Origin of the sequence: Roseateles chitinivorans, from assembly GCF_002761755.1 — a bacterium.
Taxonomy (GTDB): Bacteria; Pseudomonadota; Gammaproteobacteria; order Burkholderiales; family Burkholderiaceae_C; genus Roseateles; species Roseateles chitinivorans.
Map to the genome: position 1 here is coordinate 1 of NZ_PEOG01000007.1, position 21686 is coordinate 21686.

Genomic DNA, 21686 nt, shown 5'->3' on the forward strand with positions numbered 1-21686 from the left:
GCCTTAGCGACGCACCCGCGCGCCCGCCGCCTCGAGCGGGCCGGCGTCCCCCTTTCGCCCCGCCTCGAATCGCAACCCGTGAAATCCTGGGGGCCGGTTCGTGCCTGCTCGCCGGGCGGCCTCCCGCATTTGCGCGACACTCGGCCGCAAACAACGTGCGAGTCAGGAGAGGGCATGCGGTCATGGGCCGATCGACGCTGAGCATCCAGACGCGGCTGGTCGCCGCGCTGAGCCTGAGCGCGACGGTGCTGGTGGGCTTGATCGGCCTGTACTGGGTCGACCGCCACGAGCACGAACTCAACGAGGCGCTGACCGAGCGCCAGCAGCGCATGGCGCAGCTGGTGGCGCGCGGCTTCGCCGAGCCGGTCTGGAACCTGGACAGCGCCGCGCTGTCCGAGCTGCTGGACGCGGTGATGGCCGATCCCGAGGTCCAGTCGATCACGCTGGCCGCCCCCGGTCTGGAGACGCTGCAGCGCGCGCGCGAGACGCCGGCGGTGCGGCCGCTGACGCTGGAGTTCGAGCTGAGCCATCGCGCCGGCGCCCAGGGCGCGGCCGGGGCGCTCGGCCGCGCGACGCTGGTCTACACCCGCAGCTACATCGACCAGACGCTGGGCGAGACCCGCCGGCTGGTGGCCAGCCTGCTGGCCACGGTGCTGGTGGCGATCGCGCTGACCAGCTATGTGCTGGTGCGCCGCCTGGTGGAGCGGCCGGTCTCGCGCCTGCGCGGCCTGGCCCAGCGGGTGGCCAGCGGCGAGCTCGGCGCCCAGATCCAGCCCCAGCATGCCGACGAGATCGGCGACCTGACCGACCAGCTCAATGCGATGAGCGCCAAGCTGCGCGACTTCGCCGAGGGCCTGCGCAGCAGCGAGCAGCGCTATCGCAGCCTCTTCGAGAACGCGGCCGAGGGCATCTTCCAGGCGGACGCCCACGGGCGGCTGCTGCGCGTCAACAAGGCGCTGGCCCACATGCTGGGCCTGGGGCGGCCCGAGGACGCGCAGGGCGTCACGCTGCGGCGCGTGGTGCGCATCGAGCGCGACGAGTACCGGCGCCTGGCCCTCGCGCTGGAGCGCCATCGGCTGCTGCAGCAGGTGCCGCTGCTGGTGACCACGCGCGACGGGCGCGACCTGTGGGTCGAGCTCAGCCTGCACCTGGTGCTCGACGGCGCGCCGCGGATCGAGGGCCTGGTCAGCGACATCACGCTGCGCCGGCTGGCGGAGCAGGAGCTCACCCAGCATCGCGACCACCTCGAGGAACTGGTCACCGAACGCACCGTCGAGCTGTCGCAGGCCAAGCAGCGCGCCGAGGCGGCGAACCAGGCCAAGAGCCGCTTCCTGGCGACGATGAGCCATGAGTTCCGCACGCCGCTCAACGCCATCCTCGGCTTCGCGCAGCTGCTGCAGATGGATGCCTCGCTCAACGAGGCGCAGCAGCAGCGCATCCGCCTGATGCGGGAGTCGGGCGAGCACCTGCTGGTGCTGATCACCGACCTGCTGGACGTGGCCAGCATCGAGGCCGGCAAGCTGACCTTGCAGCTCAGCCCGCTGGACCTTCGCGCGCTGCTCGAGATCTGCAGCGAGTCGATGCGGCCGCGCGCCGCCGAGAAGGGCCTGGCCTTCGACGTCCACCTCGACGCGCAGTTGCCGACGCGGGTGCGCGCGGACGGCCAGCGGCTGCGCCAGGTGCTGCTGAACCTGCTGTCCAACGCGGTCAAGTTCACCGACCACGGCCGGGTCGGGCTGTCGGTGGACGTGGTGGCGCAGGGCCCCAGCAGCCTGATGCTGCGCTTCACCGTCTCCGACACCGGCATCGGCATGGCGCGCGCCCAGATGGACCGGCTCTTCCAGCCCTTCGAGCAGGTGGCGGACCAGTCGCGCCGCGCCGGCGGCACCGGCCTGGGCCTGGCGATCAGCCAGCAGCTCGTCCGCCTGATGGGCGGCGAGATCACCGTCGAGACCTCGCTGGACGAAGGCAGCCGCTTCAGCTTCGCGCTCGAACTGCCGTTGGCCTCCTGACCTTGCCCGCCTGCTGACCCCCTCTCCCGCTGGGGGGAAGAGCAGGGGCGGGGGCCAGCGGCGGAAGCAGTCACCACCGCCCAGCACCCATCGCCAAGCGCCAAGCGCCAAGCGCCAAGCATCCGGCACCAAGCGCAGTGCGGGCCGCGCCCGCCGGGCTGGCCCGCTTCGGCATACTCCCCGGCCATGACTGCCGTCCTGTTCTACAAGCTGCTGGCGATCTTCATCGCCGCGGGGATGGGCTGGTTCGTCGGACACATGCGCTGGCTGGGCAAGGCCGGTGGCGAGAACGACCCGGCCCGCATCCTCTCGAACATCGCGTTCTACCTGTTCGTCCCGGCGCTGATGTTCCGCACCACCGCCCGGGTGGAGTTCTCCGACCTGCCCTGGCTCACCGTCGCCGCGTTCTTCGCGCCGGTGGTGCTGATGCTGGTGGCCGTCTACCTCTACGAGCGCAAGCGCCATCCCGAAAGCCCCGCGGCCCCGGCGGTGCGCAGCATCACCGCCAGCTTCGGCAACACGCTGCAGGTGGGCGTGCCGCTGGTGGCCGGCGTCTTCGGCGAGAGCGGCCTGGCGGTGCACATCACCGTCGTCAGCCTGCATGCGCTGACGCTGCTCACCGTCGCCACCGTCCTGGTCGAGATGGACCTGGCGCGCCACACCGCCAGCGGCGCCAGCCTCCGGCGCACCCTCCTCACGACGATCCGCAACACCGTCATCCACCCGGTGGTGCTGCCGGTGCTGTGCGGCTTCGCCTGGCACCTCACCGGCCTCCCGCTGCCCGCGGTGCTGGACGAGGTGCTGCAGATGCTGGGCAGCGCCGTGGTGCCGCTGTGCCTGGTGCTGATCGGCATGTCGCTGGCCTACTACGGCCTGCCGCGCGGCGCGATCCGCTCGCTGCTGGGCCTGGCCGCGCTCAAGCTGCTGGTGCTGCCAGCGCTGGTGCTGGGCATCGCGCACTGGGGCTTCGGCCTGTCGGGCATGCCGCTCGCCGTGATCGTCATGATGGCCGCGCTGCCGCCCGGATCGAACGCGATGATGTTCGCCCAGCGCTATCGCACGCTGGAGGCCGAGGCCTCCGGCGCCATCGTGCTGGGCACGCTGCTGTTCGCGGTCACCGCGCCGCTGTGGCTGGCGATCCCGGCCTGGCTGGACGGCTCGAGCGCGCCGTGACGAGCGGCGCCGCGGCCCGCGCGCGGCACCATCGCCGGTTCTTCCGATCGTTAGGAACCCCATGACGGCATCGCCCTCCGACTCGACGAGCCCTTCCGCCCCGCGTTTCACCTTCGTCCGCGGCGACGAGATCGCGCCGGAGGCGCTGCATGCCGCCTTCACCGCGGCCTTCTCCGATTACCTGATCGGCCCGTTCCAGATCCCGCCGGCGCAGTGGCCGATGTTCCTCGCGCGCCAGGGGGTGGACCTGACGCTGTCGCGCGTGGCGCTCGACACGTCCGGCGCGCCGCTGGCCTTCGCCTTCGTCGCGCCACGGCCGCTCGCCGGGCGCTGGCGCCTGGCGACGATGGGCGCGCTGCCCGCCGCGCGCGGCACCGGCGCCGCGCCGGCCCTGCTGGACGACGTCATCGCCCGCGCCGCCGCAGCCGGGCTCCGCGCGGTGGAGCTGGAAGTCTTCGCGCAGAACGAGCGCGCGCGGCGGCTCTACGAGGGCCGCGGCTTCGCCATGCTGCACCGGCTGAACGGCTACGTCGCCGAGCCCGGCACGATCGCGACGCAGGCGCCGGCGGGCCGGACGGCGCCGCAGGCGGTCGAGATGCCGGTGGCGCTCGCCTGGCTGGAAGCCGCGGAGCGGCGCCTGCCCGACCTGCCGCTGCAGGTCACCGCGGCGACGCTGCGCCATGGCGTCGACTACCACGCGTGGCAGGTCGGGGCGTCCGCCGGGCCGGACGAACGGGGCGGCGACGCGGCCGCGCAGGTGGTCTTCAGCCTGCCCGACGAGACCGTCATGATCCACAGCCTGGTCGCCCCGCGCGATGCCGACGCCCGCGCGCTGATCCAGGCGCTGGCCGCCGTCCATCCGCGGCGCCGGCTGCGGGTGCCGCAGCTGCAGCGGGACGACCTCGGCGGCGCGGCCCTGGCGGCGATGGGGGCCGTGGCGCAGCCGCTGCACCAGCAGTTGATGCTGCGCCCGCTTTGACGCCGCCTTGACGCCCGCCGGTCGTGGGGCACGGCAGCATCGCGCCCAAGCTCGATCTTCCGGAGTTCCGGCACTTGTGAGGGCCGCCCGCTTTGGATAGCGTGCCCCCGCACCAACCTTGAAGGGAAGCGTCCCACCATGCGATTCATGCCCGCGGCGCCCGCCGCCATCACCCTGGCCGTCCTGACCGCGCTCGGCGGCCTCCACCCGGCCGTCGCCGCGCCGGCGGCCGCTGGCACCAGCGCCGTCTCCACCGTCGGCGGCACGCTCAACGTGAAGCTGGAGAAGGTGAAGCTGCCCAACGGCTTCGAGGTGATCCTGGTCGAGGACCACCGCCTGCCGCTGGTGGCCTTCAACCTGTGGGTGCATGCGGGTCCCCGCAACGAGGCCAAGGGCCAGACCGGCTTCGCCCACCTGTTCGAGCACCTGATGTTCGCCGGCACCCGGCACATCCCGCGCGGCCAGGCCGACAAGATCATCGACGCCGCCGGCGGCACGGATTCCAACGGCTCGACCGACTTCGACCGCACGAACTACTTCTTCACGTTGCCGTCCAACCAGCTCGAACTGGGCCTTTGGCTGAAGTCGGACATGCTGGGCTACATGATCGACGAGGTCGATTCGGTGGCGCTGGCCAACCAGCAGGACGTGGTCCGCAACGAGCGCCGCCAGTCGGTCGAGAACCGTCCCTACGGCATCGTCGAGGAAGCGCTGTACCAGGCGCTGTTCCCCGAGGGTCATCCGTACCGCGCCACCGTGATCGGCTCGCATGCGGACATCCAGTCGATCAAGCTGGACGACGTGAAGGCCTTCGCCCGCAGCTATTACCGGCCCAACAACGCCACCCTGGTGCTGGCCGGCGATTTCGACCCGGCGCAGGCCAGGCGGCTGGTGGAGAAGTACTTCGGTCCGCTCAAGGCCGGCGACCCGGTGCCGCCGGTCAACGTCGCGCAGCCGCAGCTGACCGAGGAGAAGCGCATCGAGGTGACCGATCGCGTCGAGCTCTCGCGCCTGGACATCGCCTGGCACACGCCGGCCGTGTTCCGGCCCGGCGACGCGGAGCTGGACATCGCCTCGCACGTGCTGGGCGGCGGCAAGTCCAGCCGCCTCTACAAGACGCTGGTCTACGACAAGCAGCTGGCGCAGTCGGTGCAGGTGCAGCAGTACTCGCTGTCGCTGGGCTCGGTGTTCTCGATCGAGGTGGTGGCGCGGCCGGGCAAGTCGCTGGACGAGATCCAGAAGATCGTCGACGACGCCGTCGCCGAGCTGGCCACCAATCCGCCCACGCCCGAGGAGATGGCCCGCGCCCGCGCCGCGATCGAGACCGCCACGCTGTCGCGGCTGGAGAAGGTCCAGGCCCTGGCCGACCAGATCAACTACTACAACCAGCAGGCCGGCGACCCGAACTACATCGGCAAGGACCTGGCCCGCTACCAGGCGATCACGCCGGCCCAGGTCCGCGACGTGGTGGCGCAGCAGCTGAGGAAGAACGCCCGCGTCGTCGTGCGGGCGACGCCCGGCGAGCAGAAGCTCGCGCCGGAGGTGCCGACGCCGCCGGCCCCCACGAAGGCCGCCCAGGGCGAGCGCGAATCGATGAACCCCGACGTCGCCTGGCGCCGGACACCGCCCAAGGGCGGCAAGGCCAAGGCGCCGGTGCTGCCCGAGGGCCGGCGCCTGACGCTGGCCAACGGCCTGACGCTGATCCACATTCCCAACCCGGGACTGCCGCTGGTGAGCGCCACGCTGGTGGTGCGCGCCGGCCAGACCGCCAATCCGGCGGACCGGCCGGGCCTGTCGAGCTTCACCGCCGGCATGCTGCAGCAGGGCACGCAGACGCGCACCGCGCAGCAGATCGCCGACGAGGCCGCCGCGCTGGGCGCCGCAATCAGCAGCGGCGCGGGCCGCGACGAGGCCCGCATCGAGGCCAGCAGCCTCAAGCGCAACTTTCCGCAGACGCTGGCGCTGATGGCGGATGTCGCGCTGCATCCCGCCTTCGATGCGGGCGAGATCGCGCGCATGCAGAACCAGCGCCTGGCCGCGCTGCAGCAGCAGCGCGAGCAGCCGCCGGCCGTGGCCGCGATCGTCGCCAACCGGGTCGTCTATGGCGAGGACCATCCGCTGGCCAAGGCCTCGCTGGGCGACGAGGCGGCGATCAAGGCCACCGATGCCGCCGCGCTGCGCCAGTTCTGGTCCACCCACTACCGGCCCGACCAGGCCGCGCTGGTGGTGGCCGGCGACATCTCGGCCGACGAGCTCAAGGCGCTGGCCGAGCGCCTGTTCGGCGGCTGGGCGCGTCCCGCGACCGCGGCGGCGACGGTGAACACCGCCGCACCCAAGCCGGCCGCGGCGCGTGTCGTGCTGGTCGACAAGCCGGGCGCGCCGCAGACCGCGCTGAGCGTCGTCGCCCCGGGCCCGAAGGCCGGCACGCCCGACGCCGAGGACATCAAGGTCATGAACGCCGCGATGGGCGGCCTCTTCACCTCGCGGATCAACACGCAGCTGCGCGAGGTCAAGGGCTACACCTACGGCATCTACTCGGCCTACACGATGAACCGCGACAGCGGGCTGTTCGGCATCCGCGGCAGCGTCCGCACCGACGTGACCGGTCCGGCGTTGACCGACATGTTCAAGGAGATCGACGGCATGCGCGCCAAGCCGATGGGCGCCGAGGAACTGAACCGGGTGCGCAACGCCCAGCTGCTGGCGCTGCCCGGCCTGTTCGACACCAATCGCGTCGTGGCCTCGAGCTACGCCAGCGAGTGGGCGGTCGGCATGCCGGCGGACAGCATCACCGCGCTGCCGCGCAAGTTCGCCGCGGTGACCGCCAACAGCGCCTACAAGGCGACGAAGACCTACGTCGATCCGGCCGCGCTGATCGTCGTGGCCGTCGGCGACAAGGCGAAGGTGCTGCCGCAGCTGGAGGCCCTGGGCCGCAAGCCGCTGGAGATCCGCGATCCGCAGGGGGTGCCGGTCGGCGTGACCGCGCCGTCGATGCCGGCCTCGGCCGCGACGCCCTAAGGCGCGGGCCTCGACGCCTTCCTCCCCCTCTCCCGCTGCGGCCCCGCGCGAAGGCTTGGCTTTCGGCTTGCGATGGCCCCTGGGAGACGGGGTCGGCGAGGCATCGGTCAGAATCGACGCCCTATGACCGACCTCAACGCCTACATGACCGGCGTCGGCGAGGCGGCCCGCGGGGCCGCGACGCTGATGGCCGCCGCTCCGACCGCCGCGAAGAACGCCGCGCTGCTGGCGCTGGCCCGCCGCCTGCGCGAGACCGGCCCGGCCCTGGCCGCCGCGAACGAGCGCGATCTGGCCGCCGCGGTCGGGGCCGGCCTGGAAGCACCGATGGTCGACCGGCTGCGGCTGACGCCCAAGGTGCTGGCCACCGTCGCCGAGGGCTGCGAGCAGATCGCCGCGATGCCCGATCCGATCGGCGAGATCACCGGCGTGAAGCGCCGCCCGACCGGCATCAGCGTCGGCCAGATGCGGGTGCCGCTGGGCGTGTTCGGCATGATCTACGAGAGCCGTCCGAACGTGACCATCGAGGCCGCCTCGCTGGCGATCAAGAGCGGCAACGCCTGCATCCTGCGCGGCGGCTCCGAGGCGCTGCACAGCAACCTGGCGCTGGCGGCGCTGGTGGCCGACAGCCTCGAGGAGGCCGGGCTGCCGCGCGAGGCGGTGCAGCTGATCAACACCACCGACCGCGCCGCGGTCGGGCTGCTGATCGCGATGCCGGCCTTCGTCGACGTGATCATTCCGCGCGGCGGCAAAGGCCTGATCGAGCGCATCAGCCGCGAGGCCCGGGTGCCGGTGATCAAGCATCTGGACGGCAACTGCCACAGCTATGTGGACGCGGAGGTCGACCTCGACCTGGCGGTGACCGTCGTCGACAACGCCAAGACGCAGAAGTACAGCCCGTGCAACGCGACCGAGTCGCTGCTGGTCCATGCGAAGCAGGCGGCGGACTTCCTGCCCCGCATCGGCATGGTCTTCGCCGCCAAGGGCGTCGAGATGCGGGGCTGCGAGCGCGCGCTGGCACTGCTGGAAGCGGTGCCGCGCGATCTGCTCAAGCCGGCGACGCCCGAGGACTGGGACACGGAATACCTGGCGCCGATCATCAGCATCAAGATCGTCGATTCGCTCGACGAGGCCATCGCGCACATCAACCGCCATGGCTCGCATCACACCGATGCGATCCTCACCACCAACCACGTCAGCGCGATGCGCTTCCTGCGCGAGGTCGATTCGGCCAGCGTGATGGTCAACGCCAGCACCCGCTTCGCCGACGGCTTCGAATACGGCCTGGGCGCGGAGATCGGCATCTCCACCGACAAGTTCCACGCCCGCGGCCCGGTGGGGCTGGAAGGGCTGACCTCGATGAAGTGGGTGGTGCTGGGGCAGGGCGAGATCCGGTCCTGATCCCGCCCGCTCCGCGCCCCGACGCTCAGCGCATGCCCGAGACGCGCGCGTCCTTGGGCACGCTGATCCGGTAGACCGCCTGGAAGGTCTGCGCCGCGCCCGGTGCCAGCGGCAGCTCCCACAGCTGGATGCCGGGCTGCTCGCGCCAGTTGGCCTCGCTCACCGGCGGCGTGAAGCGGGTCTCGACGCGGATGTCCTCGTGCTGCGACACCGGCGCCGCTTCCAGCACCTGCAGCGTCACTGGACGCTTGCCCAGGTTCTCCACCAGCCACTGGCGCGTCAGCTGCTGCTCGCGCCGCGCGCCGATGAAGCCGGCGTCGGCGCCCTCGCGCTTCTCCGGATCGACCCGCACGCGCAGCCGCTCGTCCCGGCCGAAGGGCAGGGACAGCGTCTTGCCACTGCCCAGGCTCAGCATCGATTCGCCCACCAGCGTGCCATCACGGAACAGCTGCACCGGCCCCCGCGGCCACGCCCCGTCGGGCCGCGCGATCTCCGCCAGCAGATAGGCCGCGGCCTCGATCTGGGGCTGGACCCGCGACAGCTGCTTCGCACCGACCGTCTGGCTGCCCAGGCTCACCGTGGTGCCCTGCCCGTTGCCCCGCAAGCTGACGCGCTGCGGCAGCTCGTACTCGGTGGCGAAGTCGCCCTCGAAGACGCTGGCATCGAAACGCACCGCGCTGCCGGACACCGCGATGCGCTCCAGCATCGGCGCCGGCGCCCGCGGCGGCGCGGCCGGCGCGGCCGCTATGGGAAAGGCGGTCCTGGCCTCGGCCTGCACCGGGGGCAGCAAGGCCAGGGTCCACGGCGCCAGGCCGATGGACGCGACGCGCTGACGCGGCTGGGCCGTCGACAGCCGCAACCGCACCTGCGTCCAGTCCTCGCCGCTGTTCTGCGCGATCTGGGCGACGCGATCGAGCTGCAGCGTGCCGGCCGCCGTGTCCAGTCGGGCCCGGTACTGCGGGGTCCAGCCGCTGTCGGGGACGCGATAGCGCAGCTGCAATTCGCCCGCCTGCGGCGCGGACAGCCGGACCCGAAGCACCGAGACCTGGCCTCCTTCGGGCTGGGCCAGTTCGGCCTTGGCGGCGCCCAGCTGGGCCTCGACCTCGGCCATCTTCAGCTTGAGCGCCTGCTGCCGGGTCAACAGGTCCTGCGCATTGCGCCGCAGCGAGTCCAGCGTGGCGGCCAGGGCCGGCCCGCCCTTGGCGCCGGTGTCCGACAGACCCTTGAGGTAGCCCAGCGACAGCTCGACGCCGCCCTGCTCCGCCTCCAGCAGGTTGCGCTGCGCCTCGAGCTCGCGCACCCGGGGGTCGACCGGGCGGCATTCGGGCAGCTGGGCGCGGGGCACCGTCTCGATCTGCAGCTCTCCCAGCGCGATGTGGGCGGGCGCCTGCAGCTGCACCGACTCGCGCTCCAGCGACGCCGGCAGGCAGGCGAGCCGAAGCTGCGTCGCACCGGCCGCCACGGTCAGCGTGCGATCGACCTGCGCGCCGCCCGGATACAGCAGCACCTGGCTGATCGTCGAGGCGTCGGCCGCCCGCGCGGCGCCAGCAGCCCCGCTCGCGGCGAGGACCGCCAGCGCGGGCAGTGAAAGAAGCCGGCGCGCCAGCCGGGGAGCGCGCGGAGTGAACCGTCGTTGCATTGCCTTTCCTCCTTGGGCCGGCCACGCTATCACGGTGCTGGCACACTTCCGGCCTGCCGTTTTCCTTGTCAACCGCTGGTCCGCCATGTCCGACGACGCCCCCGCCTCCCTCCCTGCCGTCCACGCTTCGCGCCGCAAGGCCCTGGTGCTGTTCTCCGGCGGCCAGGATTCCACCGCCTGCCTGGCCTGGGCGCTGGACCGCTTCGCCGAGGTCGAGACGCTGGGCTTCGACTACGACCAGCGCCATCGCGTCGAGCTGGACTGCCGCAAGACCGTGCGCGCCGAGATCGCCGCCCGATTCCCGCACTGGGCGCCCAAGCTGGGCGAGGACCACGTGCTCGACCTCGGCCTGCTGGGCCAGATCTCCGACACCGCGCTGACGCAGGAGCGCGCGATCGAGCTCCAGGCCAACGGCCTGCCCAACACCTTCGTCCCGGGCCGCAACCTGCTGTTCCTGACCTTCGCCGCGACCCTGGCCTACCGCCGCGGCGCGTCGGTGCTGGTCGGCGGCATGTGCGAGACCGACTTCTCCGGCTACCCCGACTGCCGCGACAACACGCTCAAGGCGCTGCAGGTGGCGCTGAGCCTGGGCCTGGACACGCCGATGACGCTGGACACGCCGCTGATGTTCCTGACCAAGGCGCAGACCTGGTCCCTGACCGAGGCGCTCGGCAGCGACGCGCTCAACGACCTGATCGTCGAGCACACGCACACCTGCTACCTCGGCGAGCGCACCACCCGCCACGCCTGGGGTTGGGGCTGTGGGCACTGCCCGGCCTGCGAGCTGCGCGCCCGGGGCTGGGACGAGTTCCAGCGCAGCCGGTCCGGCGGCGCGGCGGTGTCGCCCTGAGCGGGACCGGCGCGATGCAGTGGCATTGGAACTGGGGGCTGTGGGCGCTGGCGGCGGTGCTGGTGTTCTGGAGCATCGGCGCCTACAACCGCGTGATGCTGCTGCGCAATGAGATCGCCCGGGCCTTCGGGCAGCTGGACGACGCGTTGACCCGGCGCTTCGCGCACGGCGACCTGCTGCTGGAGCGGCTGCGCGAGCGGCTGCCCAGCGAGCAGGCCAGCCTGGACGCGCTGGCCGCCGCGCAGGCGGACGCACGGGCGGCGACGCTGGCGGTGCGTGTCAGGCCGCATGCGGCCGATCCGGTGGCGGCGTTGGCGGTCGCCGCGGCGGTGCATGGCGCGGCGCTGACGCGGCTGGTGTCGCTGGTGGAGCATCACGCCGAACTGAGCATCGAGCCGGACCTGGCCGGCGCCGTCGATGAGCTCAAGATGATCGAGCGCCAGCGCGCGTTCTCGCGCCAGGTGTTCAACCAGGCGGTCGAGGCCTACAACGCCGCGATCCGCCAGTTCCCCACCCGCGTGCTGATGAGCTTCGTCGGCTTCAGCGAGGCACGCAGCCTCTGAGCCGCGGCCCCGGGCGGACCTCAGCCCTTCTGCTTCATCAGCGCCAGGAACTCCGCCCGCAGCGTCGCGTCCTTCAGGAAGGAGCCGCGCATGACGCTGTTGGTCATCGTCGAGTCCATGTCCTTGACGCCGCGCCAGTGCATGCAGAAATGGTCCGCGTCCATCACGATCGCCAGGCCGTCGGGCTGGACGCGTTCCTGCAGTTCGTTGGCCAGCATCACGACGGCCTCCTCCTGGATCTGCGGGCGGCTCATGATCCATTCGGTCAGGCGCACGTACTTGGACAGGCCGATCAGGTTGGAATGCTCGCTGGGCAGCAGGCCGATCCAGACCTTGCCGATGATCGGGCACAGGTGGTGCGAGCAGGCGCTGCGCACCGTGATCGGGCCGACGATCATCAGCTCGTTCAGGCGCTCGGCGTTGGGGAACTCGGTCACCGGCGGCGGCGGCGCGTAGCGGCCGGCGAAGACCTCCTTCAGGAACATCTTCGCGACCCGCTTGGCGGTGTCCTGGGTGTTGTGATCGCTGTCGGTGTCGATGACCAGCGCCTCCAGCACGCTCTGCATGCGCGCCTGCACCTCGGCCTGCAGCTGGTCGAGCTCCCCCGCCTCGATGAATTCGGCGATGTTGTCGTTGGCGTGGTGGCGCCGCCCGGCCTGGACCAGCCGGTAGCGGATGCGCTCCGAGGTCGGCAGCGCGGCCAGGTCCTCGGGGCTCAGGATCGGGGTGCTCGTCATGAAGCCTGCGTTCTCATGGGTGACCGGCGATTGTCGCGGCTTCCGGAGGGGATTGCGAAAGCCGGGACTTCGCCTTGCGCGGGGCCCGGTCGGGACGGGCCCACTAAACTCGCGCGGTGTCTTCCGTCCCCTCCCCCAAGAACGCCGCGAGCGGCGGCGCGCCACCGCTGCATCGGCTGCTGGCCAATGCGTCCGACGCGGTCCAGGCCGTCCGCGACGGCCACTCGCTGACCGACTGGCTGTCGCGCTGCCCCGCCGAGATCCGCCCCGGCGTGCAGGCGCTGAGCTTCACCGTGCTGCGACGGCTCGGCGCCGCCCAGGCGGTGCGCGCGGTCCTCGCCCCCAAGAATCCGCCGCCGCGCGTCGACGCGCTGCTGCTGACCGCGCTGGCGCTGCTCTGGCCCGGCGAATCGGCCTATGCCGACCACACGCTGGTCGACCAGGCCGTCCATGCGGTCCGCCAGCGTGCGCCCAACAGCGCCGGCTTCGTGAACGCGGTGCTGCGCCGCTTCCTGCGCGAGCGCGAGGCGCTCGTCGTCGCCGCCGAGGCCGATCCGGTCGCCCGCTTCAACCATCCGCGCTGGTGGCAGGACCGCCTGCGTGCCGACTGGCCCGCCGCCTGGGAGAAGCTGCTGCAGGCCAACCAGCAGAAGCCGCCGATGACGCTGCGCGTCAACCCGGCCCACGGCGACCTCGACGGCTACCTCGCCCGGCTGCGCGAGGCCGGCATCGCCGCCCATCCGGCCGGTCCACTGTTCCCGCAGGCGGTGGTGCTCGACGAGCCGCGGCCGGTCCAGGCCCTGCCCGGCTTCGACGCCGGCCACGCCTCGGTGCAGGACGCCTCGGCCCAGTTGGCCGCGCCGCTGCTGCTCGGCCAGCGCCGGCCTCAAGGCCTGGCCCCCGGCGAGGACTGGCCGCTGCTCGGCGCTGGCGCGCGGGTGCTGGACGCCTGTGCCGCGCCCGGCGGCAAGACCGCCCATCTGCAGGAACTGGCCGGCAACGGCCTCGATCTGCTGGCGCTGGACGCCGATGCGAAGCGGCTGGAGCGGGTCCGCCAGAATCTGCAGCGGCTGGGACTGGCGGGCGCGGTGCGGGCCGCCGACGCCCGCGACACCGCGGCCTGGTGGGACGGTCGCGCCTTCGACGCGATCCTGCTGGACGCGCCCTGCAGCGCCTCCGGCATCGTGCGCCGCCATCCCGATGTGCGCTGGCTGCGCCGGCCCGACGACATCCCGGCGCTGGCGCGCATCCAGTCCGAGCTGCTGGAGGCGCTGTGGCCGCTGCTCAAGCCCGGCGGCCGGCTGCTCTACGCGACCTGTTCGGTCTTCCGTTCCGAGGGACAGGACCAGATCGACGCGTTTTTGCAACGTCATGGCGATGCGCGGTCGCGTCAGTTCGACCAGGGGGCCGGGCATCTGCTGCCGCTCGCGGACAATGCCCCGCAGGACCTCGCGCCCGGCGCGGCGGCCGTCACCGACGGCTTCTATTACGCGCTGTTGCACAAGGCCTGATCCCCGAACTCCTCGCTCCATCCCGTCCGCGTGTCTCCGCCGTCCCGTTCCGTTCCGCTGCGTGCCTGGTGGCAGCGCCTGACCCTGGTCGGCGCGCTGCTGGTCCTGCACGGCTGGGCGCTGGCGCAAGGCGTGGCGCTGCAGCTGCTCAATGCGGAACGTGCCGAGGACGGACTGGCGGTCAGCTTCAGCACCCGCTTCGAGCTGCCCCGGCAGGCCGAGGAGGCGCTGCTCAAGGGCGTGGCGATCTACTTCGTCGCCGAGGTCCAGGTGCTGCGCAGCCGCTGGTACTGGCGCGACGCCCGGGTCGCCCAGGCCAACCGCACCTGGCGCCTGACCTGGCAGCCGCTGACCCGGCAGTACCGGGTCAGCACCGGCGGCCTGCACCAGAGCTTCGACACCCTCGGCGAGGCGATCGCCTCGCTGCGCGGCGTCTCCGGCTGGCGCGTCGCCGACGCCAAGGAGATCGAGGACGACGGCCGCTATTACCTGGAGTTCAGCTACAAGCTGGACACCGCGCAGCTGCCCAGACCGCTGCAGATCGGCCTGGGCGGCAGCCAGGGCTGGACGCTGAGCGTCGACCGCACGCTGACGCTCACGCTCGAGGCGCCGGCCGCGCCGCCGCCCAACAAGCCGCAGCCCTGACCCGCGCCGCCTCGCCCTGCCCCCGCTTCCCGTGACTCAGCAAGGATCCTGACCCGTGACCAAGTCGGCACGCCTGGCGTGGTTGATCTCCGTGGCCGCGATCGCCGGGGCCAGCGGCATGCTGGCCTTCCTGCTGTCCATCAGCACCACCGCCCAGCGCGGCTTCCTGGAACGCCACTACATCTGGCTGTTCTGGGTGAACGTGGCGGTGGCCACCGCGCTGGTGATCGTGATCGGCGTCGCCGGCACGCGGCTGGCGCTGCGGGTCAAGCGCGGCCGCTTCGGCAGCCGGCTGCTGCTCAAGCTGGCCGGCATCTTCGCGATCGTCGGCGTCGTGCCGGGCCTGCTGATCTACACGGTGTCCTACCAGTTCGTGAATCGCAGCATCGAGAGCCTGTTCGACCAACGCCTGGCCAGCGCGCTGGAAGCCGGCCTGGCGCTGGGCCAGGACACGCTGGAGAACCTGCGGACCGAACAGAACGCGCGCACCCGCGCCGCGGCCGAGCGCTGGGAGGACGGCGCGCTGGCACCGCTCGCGCTGGAGCGCCTGCGCGACCAGATGAACGCGCGCAGCGTCGCGCTGATCGCCGGCAACGGGCAGGTGGTGCTGTCGGCCGGCGGCGAGTCGAGCGAGATTCCCGAGCGCCCCAGCAGCACCCTGCTCGCGCAGGCACGCAACAACGGCGTCGCCTCGCGCCTGGAGGGCCTGGAGGACGAGCAGCAGGCGGTGCTGGGCGAGGCCCGCATCCGCTCGCTCGCGCTGCTTCCCAGCAGCGCGCTGCAGCTGACCAACAGCGACCGCTACCTGATGGTCATCAAGCAGATCTCCGGCAAGGTCATCAGCAACGCGCTGAACGTGTCGGCCGCCAACCAGGAGTACCTGCAGCGCTCGCTGCTGCGCGACGGCCTGCGGCGCATGTACCTCGGCACGCTGACGCTGGTGCTGATCCTGGCGGTGTTCGCGGCGCTGCTGCTGGCGGTGGCGCTGTCCAACCAGCTGGTGCAGCCGCTGCTGCTGCTGGCCGAGGGCATGCGCGAGGTCGCGACCGGCGACCTGAAGGCCAAGCCGGTGTTCCGCTCGCGCGATGAACTGGGCGGGCTGACGCAGTCCTTCGCCGACATGACCCAGCAGCTGGCCGACGCGCGGGCGCAGGTGGAGCTCAGCGTGACGCAGCTGGAAAGCGCGCGCACGCATGTGCAGACCATCCTCGACAACCTGACCGCCGGCGTGATCGTGTTCGACCGCGAGCGTCGCATCGAGACGGTCAATCCCGGCGCGACCCGCATCCTGAAGCTGCCGCTGTCGGCCTACGTCGGCCGGCCGCTGGAGGACCTGCCGGCGCTGGCGGCCTTCGGCAAGGACATCTGGCAGCGCTTCGAGCTGCAAAGCCCGGAATCCGGCGAGCGCGAGCACTGGCAGGACTCCTTCGAACTGCAGCTCGACGAGAAGACCGCGCTGACCCTGCTGGTGCGCGGTGCGCTGCTGCCGCTGGACGCTCGGCTGCTGGTCTTCGACGACATCAGCGAGGTGGTGTCGGCACAGCGCTCCGCGGCCTGGAGCGAGGTCGCGCGTCGGCTCGCCCACGAGATCAAGAACCCGCTGACGCCGATCCAGCTGTCGGCCGAGCGGCTGCAGTTCAAGCTCGAATCCAAGCTGGAGGGCACCGACCAGGCGATGCTGGTGCGCTCCGTCGGCACGATCGTGAATCAGGTGCAGGCGATGAAGCAGCTGGTCAACGAGTTCCGCGACTACGCCCGCCTGCCGGCCGCCAAGCTCGCGCCGCTGGACCTGAACGCACTGGTGGCCGAGGTGCTGACGCTGTACGCCGAGGCGCAGGAATCGGGCCACCTGAGCGCGGACCTGGCGGTGGATCCCCCGGCGATCCTCGGCGACGCCCCGCAGCTGCGGCAGGTGATCCACAACCTCGTGCAGAACGCGCTGGACGCGGTCAGCGAGCGCCCCGACGGCCGGGTGACCGTGCGCACGCAGAAGGCGATGAACGAGGCCGGCGAGCTCCGGGCGCTTCGGCTGGTCGTCACCGACAACGGCCACGGCTTCGCGGAGAACGTGCTGAAGCGGGCCTTCGAGCCTTACGTCACGACCAAGACCAAGGGGACCGGCCTGGGGCTGGCGGTGGTGAAGAAAATCGCGGACGAGCATGGCGCGCGCATCCGGCTGGTGAATCTCCCAGCCTCCAGCGGTGCCGATCTGCCGCCGAGCGGCGCACAAGTTTCGTTATCATTTTCAAAACTCGCGACTGCACCGAGCCCTGCGCAGGACGCGCCTCGGCCCGCGTGAACAGTAGGCATACATGGCAACCATTCTTGTTGTTGACGACGAACTGGGCATCCGCGCCCTCTTGTCTGAAATCCTCTCGGACGAGGGGCACACGATCGAGCTCGCGGAGAACGCCCAGCAGGCGCGCGCCGCTCGCGAGCGCTCGCGGCCCGACCTGGTGCTGCTGGACATCTGGATGCCCGACGTCGACGGCGTGACGCTGCTGAAGGAGTGGGGCAGCTCCGGCCAGCTGACGATGCCGGTGATCATGATGAGCGGCCACGGCACGATCGACACCGCGGTCGAGGCGACCAAGTTCGGCGCGATGGCCTTCCTGGAGAAGCCGATCACCCTGCAGAAGCTGCTGCGCGCGGTCGAACAGGCGCTGGTGAAGACCTCGCCGCGCCCGGCCCCGCCGGCAGCGCCGGTGGTCGGTGTCGGTCTCAACATCGGCAACAGCTACCCCCGCCCCGAAGTGCTTCCCGCGATGGCGGCCGGCACGCTGCCGATGCCCTCGGCTGGCTTGGCGCCGGTGACGCCGCTGCCGCACCAGGGGCTGGCGTCGGAGCAGTTGTTCGAGCTGGACCGCCCGCTGCGCGAGGCGCGCGACGCGTTCGAGAAGAGCTACTTCGAATTCCACCTGGCCAAGGAGAACGGCTCGATGACCCGTGTGGCCGAGAAGACGGGGCTGGAACGGACCCACCTGTACCGCAAGTTGAAGCAGCTTGGCGTCGATCTTTCAAGAAACAAGCGGGGCAGCGGAATTTAGTGTTATAGTCGCGGTCTTCGTTGTTCAGCACGAGTCGCAAGATCGGAACGACGAAGACAGAGACCCAGTCTCATGGCCAAGTAGCTCAGTTGGTAGAGCAGCGGATTGAAAATCCGCGTGTCGGTGGTTCGATTCCGCCCTTGGCCACCAGAAATTTTCTAATTGCATCGAGCACTTAGAGCGATAGAAGCCCAGTCAAGCGCTGGGCTTTTTCGTTTCTGATCAGTTCATGTAGCCGCTGTGTAGTGATGTGCAGCGATCTTGCGCCAGGGCGGTCAACTGATCCCCCGTGCGACGAGTTCCACTCCCGGCTGTTCGCGAGCAACGTCCGACTCGCGGACAGGCAGAATTCGACGCATGACGTCCAGTTTTGTTGCGTACATTGACGAATCGGGTGACGAGGGCTTCACCTTCTTGCCGGACGGGCGAGGCAGTTCCCATTGGTTTGTTCAAACCGCCGTCGTCTATCGTCGGCCGCATGACCTCAGCGCCGTGGCTGCGCTCAAGGCGGCGCGCGCGACGCTCGGGTGGGAAGCGAAGAAGGCATTCCACTTCTGCGACATGAGGCACGAGCAACGCTTGGTGATGCTCAACGAGGTCATCAAGACGCCGTTCCGTACAGTCAGCATCCTGAGCTACAAGCCAGACATCCCGGATCCCGAGCGGTTTCAGGCGAACAAGTGGATGCTGTACCACTATCTGACGCGCCTCCTGATTGAGAGAGTCTCGTGGCTCTGCCGAGACCACATGAGACCCGGCGAAGGCGACGGCACGGTTGATCTCATCTTCTCCGACCGAGCCGCGATGTCCTATGAAGACATTCGCGTGTACATCAACCGTCTCCGTGCGCAGGCCGGGATGGGTACGCAGGTGAACATCCACTGGCCGGCCATCAATATGGACAGCCTGCGTGCGGTCGCCCATGCACAGCTCGCAGGACTTCAGGTGGCAGATGCCGTCGCCACCAGTACACATTACGGGGTGAAGCTGAGCCGCTTCGGAATTGCCGACCCCAGCTACCTGGCGTTGCTACGCAGGCACGCGTATCGCCATCGCGACAACTTCCGCGGCTACGGAATCAAGACCCTCACGGGCTTCGAACAGCTACAAGACAGAATGCCGCACCTTCGTGCGGCATTCCTGAATTGGTGACAGCCCCCAGCTTCGAGGATCCCACCCATACGGGCTGCCACCTTGCGGAGGCCTCTACAAGCGCTGCGCTTGACTGTCAAGTGTGAGTATAAGGCAGCTAAACCATTTGGTGCATGCCAAGTCCGCCTTGTCGCTCAAACTATCACGAGGCGCCGCGCATAGCAGACCCTCAGGCAGCGGGGGTTTTGCTTGACGGTGCCGGCTGTGAGTTCGTCAGGAGGGCGGCGGCTTGCGCTGAGTCCGTTCTGGCAGCCTCGAATTGAGCATTCTCTTTAGCAAAGTGATCAACCCACCACTGCAGCCGTTGCACGAGGCTGCTGGTGCCTGGCGCGACATGTAACTCCTCAATGCCAGCGCTCCGACGGAGCGCTTGGGCCAACCTGGATGCTTCCAGCCCCAAGCCCGCGTAGCTCATCTGTCGAGCAAAAAACGTCGCGCCCTGGTCGCGCTCATGGTCCTCCTGAGCAACATCTGCGATGCCTCGCTCATAGAAACTTTGCTCGATGGGGATACTCTGTACTCGATGCACGATCCACGACTCGATGTGGCGCCAATCAGTGCCAGTGCTCTCAGGGTCAAATGTCGGCGTCTGAATTTGCGGTACGGCGTAGGCGCTCGAGGCATCGCTAAAGTCCCCGGAGTCGCCGGCCACATCCAGACAGGCGAGCGCGAATCGATCCAGCTTCGCAGCGAGGAGGACCTGCTGTCCTACGGCCTCACGTCGTCGCTCTTCTTGCCTCTCCTTGGCTTGCCGTCGCGCGCCCAGGTGGCTGGTCAGCCATACACCCCCTAGCGCCGCAGCCGGCCCCACCATGGCGATCCATAGGTCGTAGATGTTCTTTGCATCAGCCATTGCTCATCCCCTCGAACTGTGATCTATAGGAACAGCGCCGGCCCACCCGTGGACTGGCGGCAATACATCGCGGCCGGCATGGTCAGGCTTGTATTGCACTGAGCCATCTTGCGCATCGCGCAGGTAGGGTGCCAGGCTAAGCGTGGGTCACGCGCTACGATTCCGCAAATGAGGGGGCGCACCGATCGGAAGCGGATCGCCCGCAGCAAATAGAGAGTTCACTGCGTTGCGATGACAGAGGGCAACGCGCTGACCTTAGGGAGGGAGGGAAGATGCCGTTTGCGCCGATTTCGCTGCGCTTCAAGGATGCAGACCGCATGGCGGTCGACGATGAACCGAGCTACTACGTCCACGAGCACGCTGGTGACGTGGTGCTCATCGAAGTGGACGAGGACATTGTTGAGACGCCAATCGGCAAGTTCTCCGCGTCCTACGTCAACGCCACTGCTGCGCTAAACGCGGACTACCCCCTCAGCTACGTCTTTGACGCCACGCAGACAATTCTCGACATGCACACGGCGCTCTACAAAGGCTGGAAGCTCTCGCCTGCGGCCCAGCGCGCTGGTCGCCTCGATTGCGTCTCCGAATGGACGAACGTCTTGTACCTTGACCGCCTTGAGATCGGTGAGGCATGGCGCGGGAACCGCTACGGTTTGGCGGCCATGCTGGGACTGATGCACCACCTGCAGATGGGCGCCGGCGCTGTGATCCTGAAGGCGTTCCCGTTGGACTTCGAACATGGTGGATCGAACTGGGGCAAGGGCCCTGAAGACTTCCGCAAGGCCCAGCAGAAGCTCATGCGCTACTACAAGCACATGGGCTTCCAACGGGTCGGACGGAGCGATTACATGATCCGCAGCACAGACTGGCCACTGCCAGTGATCAGCATCTAGTGCTTACTCGCCAAGGCCACCGATTTAACACCTCACGATCTTGAGAAGCTCGAAGGGGGACGGGATGGAAGCAACAGATGTCGTGGCGCTCCTGCGCGCCGCAGTGAAGGCTGAGGACGATCTAATCTCTAGCAAGGCGGTGCTTCGTCTACTAGATGCAGTTGAGGAACACGTCGGCGTGTCGTCCGAGCGAGCGCGGCAGGGGCACGAATCGAGGTTGGCGCAGTACCAAGTGGAGGCACAGAGCAACCTCGAAATGTTTCGGTCCGTGATGGACTCAGGGAAGGAGGCACTTAATGCACTGATCCTGATCGGTGGCGGTGCCGTGATTGCGCTCTTGTCGTTCCTTGGGAACAAGGCCGATCCCGCGCTTGGCAAGGGGCTGATCCTCTCACTACAGCTCTTCGGTGCTACCGTGCTTATAGGCGCCGTATGCCACGGCTTTCGCTACCTGTGCCAGGTTGCCTATTCCGCGGGATCGATGCGTGCCGGTCATAGTCTTTCGGCGCTTACGGTGCTGTCAGCTTTGGCTGGGTACGGAATCTTTGGTTGGGGCGTGCTAGAGACGGCACAAGCCTTTGGCCGCGTCTTTCGCTGATTGCACGACAGTCCTGGTGCCACTGGCGTAAGCGCCCAGCGAAGTCATGTTGACGCGCGGCTGCGTTGCAGAACTCAACGTCTGTGCGCGAATGGAGGGGCGTTCTGCTGCCAGAGTTCGTCAAACTCGGCTTGCGTGATGGCCTCGCCCTGGAACTGCGTATCCTCATTGATCTCTGACAGCGCTGGTACGGCGACGATTCCAAGTCGCGTGCGCGCATCTTCGAAGTCGTCACTTGCGGCACCAACGGTTCCGTCGGCATAGAACTCGAGCTTCCGGCGCTCATAGCGCTGTTCGTCAAGCTCGGAGACCAGGCGGACCGGGTCGCTGGTGCTGCTGTTCTTCCACAAAACGCTGATGTATTCCATGGCTATTGTTTGGGTGGTAAGCGTCCGAGCATCCCATATTGACTCCTCGGCCTAGACTCGAGGCCATGACTGAGTCTCTACTTCCGGTATGGATCGCTTTCCCCAGGATTCCATGGGGCAGCGTTGGATGGCGCATGGGCGCGGGAGAGGACTATTGGCACCGTTGGGCCACTTGGTTCAACGGGACCACACCGTCTGTACGCGAACAGTACAAGGCATCCTGGCCTGAACCGGAGGGTTGGGAGGACTT

At 69.3% G+C, this 21686-nt stretch carries 18 protein-coding genes and 1 tRNA gene; 15 read left to right on the forward strand and 4 right to left on the reverse strand.

All coding sequences use genetic code 11. The annotated features are described in order from the left end of the window. Window positions 1-182: 182 nt before the first annotated feature. The 5 genes from CS062_RS02190 (at window position 183) to CS062_RS02210 (ending at window position 8580) form a co-directional block, all read left to right on the forward strand. Window positions 183-2012 carry an ATP-binding protein gene (locus CS062_RS02190; protein ID WP_099859835.1) on the forward strand — a complete coding sequence of 610 codons (1830 nt, stop codon included), beginning with the start codon at window positions 183-185 and terminating at the stop codon, window positions 2010-2012. Window positions 2013-2198: 186 nt separating this feature from the next. Beyond that, window positions 2199-3185: an AEC family transporter gene (locus tag CS062_RS02195; protein WP_099859836.1), complete on the forward strand. Its 987-nt coding sequence runs from the start codon at window positions 2199-2201 to the stop codon at window positions 3183-3185. A 61-nt stretch (window positions 3186-3246) separates the two neighbouring features. Next, window positions 3247-4164 (forward strand): GNAT family N-acetyltransferase, encoded by a 918-nt coding sequence (locus tag CS062_RS02200; RefSeq protein WP_099859837.1) that lies wholly within the window; start codon window positions 3247-3249, stop codon window positions 4162-4164. 138 nt (window positions 4165-4302) lie between these two features. After that, window positions 4303-7182, forward strand: coding sequence for a M16 family metallopeptidase (locus CS062_RS02205; protein WP_099859838.1), 2880 nt, complete (start codon window positions 4303-4305; stop codon window positions 7180-7182). A gap of 123 nt (window positions 7183-7305) precedes the next feature. Then, complete coding sequence (locus CS062_RS02210) at window positions 7306-8580, forward strand: glutamate-5-semialdehyde dehydrogenase (RefSeq protein ID WP_099859839.1); 1275 nt, start codon at window positions 7306-7308, stop codon at window positions 8578-8580. A gap of 25 nt (window positions 8581-8605) precedes the next feature. On the opposite strand, the gene CS062_RS02215 is transcribed toward CS062_RS02210, so the two are convergent. Next, window positions 8606-10219, reverse strand: a complete 1614-nt coding sequence (locus tag CS062_RS02215; RefSeq protein ID WP_158238646.1) for a DUF4139 domain-containing protein — start codon at window positions 10217-10219, stop codon at window positions 8606-8608. Between the two features lie 85 nt (window positions 10220-10304). Between CS062_RS02215 and queC the strand changes: the two genes are divergently transcribed. Continuing rightward, window positions 10305-11069: a 7-cyano-7-deazaguanine synthase QueC gene (gene queC, locus CS062_RS02220; protein ID WP_099859841.1), complete on the forward strand. Its 765-nt coding sequence runs from the start codon at window positions 10305-10307 to the stop codon at window positions 11067-11069. Between the two features lie 14 nt (window positions 11070-11083). Then, the gene (locus tag CS062_RS02225; RefSeq protein WP_099859842.1) at window positions 11084-11632 is read left to right on the forward strand and encodes a LemA family protein; all 549 of its coding nucleotides are present in this window, start codon (window positions 11084-11086) and stop codon (window positions 11630-11632) included. Between the two features lie 20 nt (window positions 11633-11652). On the opposite strand, the gene folE is transcribed toward CS062_RS02225, so the two are convergent. Beyond that, entirely contained in the window at window positions 11653-12369 is a 717-nt protein-coding gene (folE, locus tag CS062_RS02230; RefSeq protein ID WP_099859843.1) for a GTP cyclohydrolase I, read from the reverse strand. A gap of 116 nt (window positions 12370-12485) precedes the next feature. Here folE and rsmB point away from each other — a divergent pair, with 116 nt between their 5' ends. The 6 genes from rsmB to CS062_RS02260 all read left to right on the forward strand — a co-directional run bounded on the left by rsmB (window position 12486) and on the right by CS062_RS02260 (window position 18724). Continuing rightward, the gene (rsmB, locus tag CS062_RS02235) at window positions 12486-13880 is read left to right on the forward strand and encodes a 16S rRNA (cytosine(967)-C(5))-methyltransferase RsmB (protein ID WP_099859844.1); all 1395 of its coding nucleotides are present in this window, start codon (window positions 12486-12488) and stop codon (window positions 13878-13880) included. A 30-nt stretch (window positions 13881-13910) separates the two neighbouring features. Continuing rightward, window positions 13911-14525: a DUF4390 domain-containing protein gene (locus tag CS062_RS02240; protein ID WP_099859845.1), complete on the forward strand. Its 615-nt coding sequence runs from the start codon at window positions 13911-13913 to the stop codon at window positions 14523-14525. A gap of 55 nt (window positions 14526-14580) precedes the next feature. Further along, on the forward strand, window positions 14581-16824 hold the full coding sequence (locus tag CS062_RS02245) for a sensor histidine kinase (RefSeq protein WP_099859846.1): 2244 nt from the start codon (window positions 14581-14583) through the stop codon (window positions 16822-16824). Between the two features lie 13 nt (window positions 16825-16837). After that, complete coding sequence (locus CS062_RS02250) at window positions 16838-17572, forward strand: response regulator (protein WP_099859847.1); 735 nt, start codon at window positions 16838-16840, stop codon at window positions 17570-17572. Between the two features lie 74 nt (window positions 17573-17646). Continuing rightward, a tRNA-Phe gene (locus tag CS062_RS02255) sits at window positions 17647-17722 on the forward strand. A gap of 207 nt (window positions 17723-17929) precedes the next feature. Continuing rightward, window positions 17930-18724: a DUF3800 domain-containing protein gene (locus CS062_RS02260; RefSeq protein ID WP_099859848.1), complete on the forward strand. Its 795-nt coding sequence runs from the start codon at window positions 17930-17932 to the stop codon at window positions 18722-18724. A gap of 169 nt (window positions 18725-18893) precedes the next feature. On the opposite strand, the gene CS062_RS25690 is transcribed toward CS062_RS02260, so the two are convergent. Then, on the reverse strand, window positions 18894-19577 hold the full coding sequence (locus CS062_RS25690; RefSeq protein WP_143742225.1) for a hypothetical protein: 684 nt from the start codon (window positions 19575-19577) through the stop codon (window positions 18894-18896). A 272-nt stretch (window positions 19578-19849) separates the two neighbouring features. Between CS062_RS25690 and CS062_RS02270 the strand changes: the two genes are divergently transcribed. Together CS062_RS02270 and CS062_RS02275 are read left to right on the forward strand one after the other, a co-directional pair. Next, window positions 19850-20470: a hypothetical protein gene (locus tag CS062_RS02270; RefSeq protein ID WP_143742226.1), complete on the forward strand. Its 621-nt coding sequence runs from the start codon at window positions 19850-19852 to the stop codon at window positions 20468-20470. Window positions 20471-20534: 64 nt separating this feature from the next. Beyond that, complete coding sequence (locus CS062_RS02275; protein WP_099859851.1) at window positions 20535-21068, forward strand: hypothetical protein; 534 nt, start codon at window positions 20535-20537, stop codon at window positions 21066-21068. Between the two features lie 74 nt (window positions 21069-21142). Here the strand turns inward: CS062_RS02275 and CS062_RS02280 are convergent, their stop codons facing one another. Then, the gene (locus tag CS062_RS02280; protein WP_099859852.1) at window positions 21143-21436 is read right to left on the reverse strand and encodes a DUF6881 domain-containing protein; all 294 of its coding nucleotides are present in this window, start codon (window positions 21434-21436) and stop codon (window positions 21143-21145) included. Window positions 21437-21686: the final 250 nt, after the last annotated feature.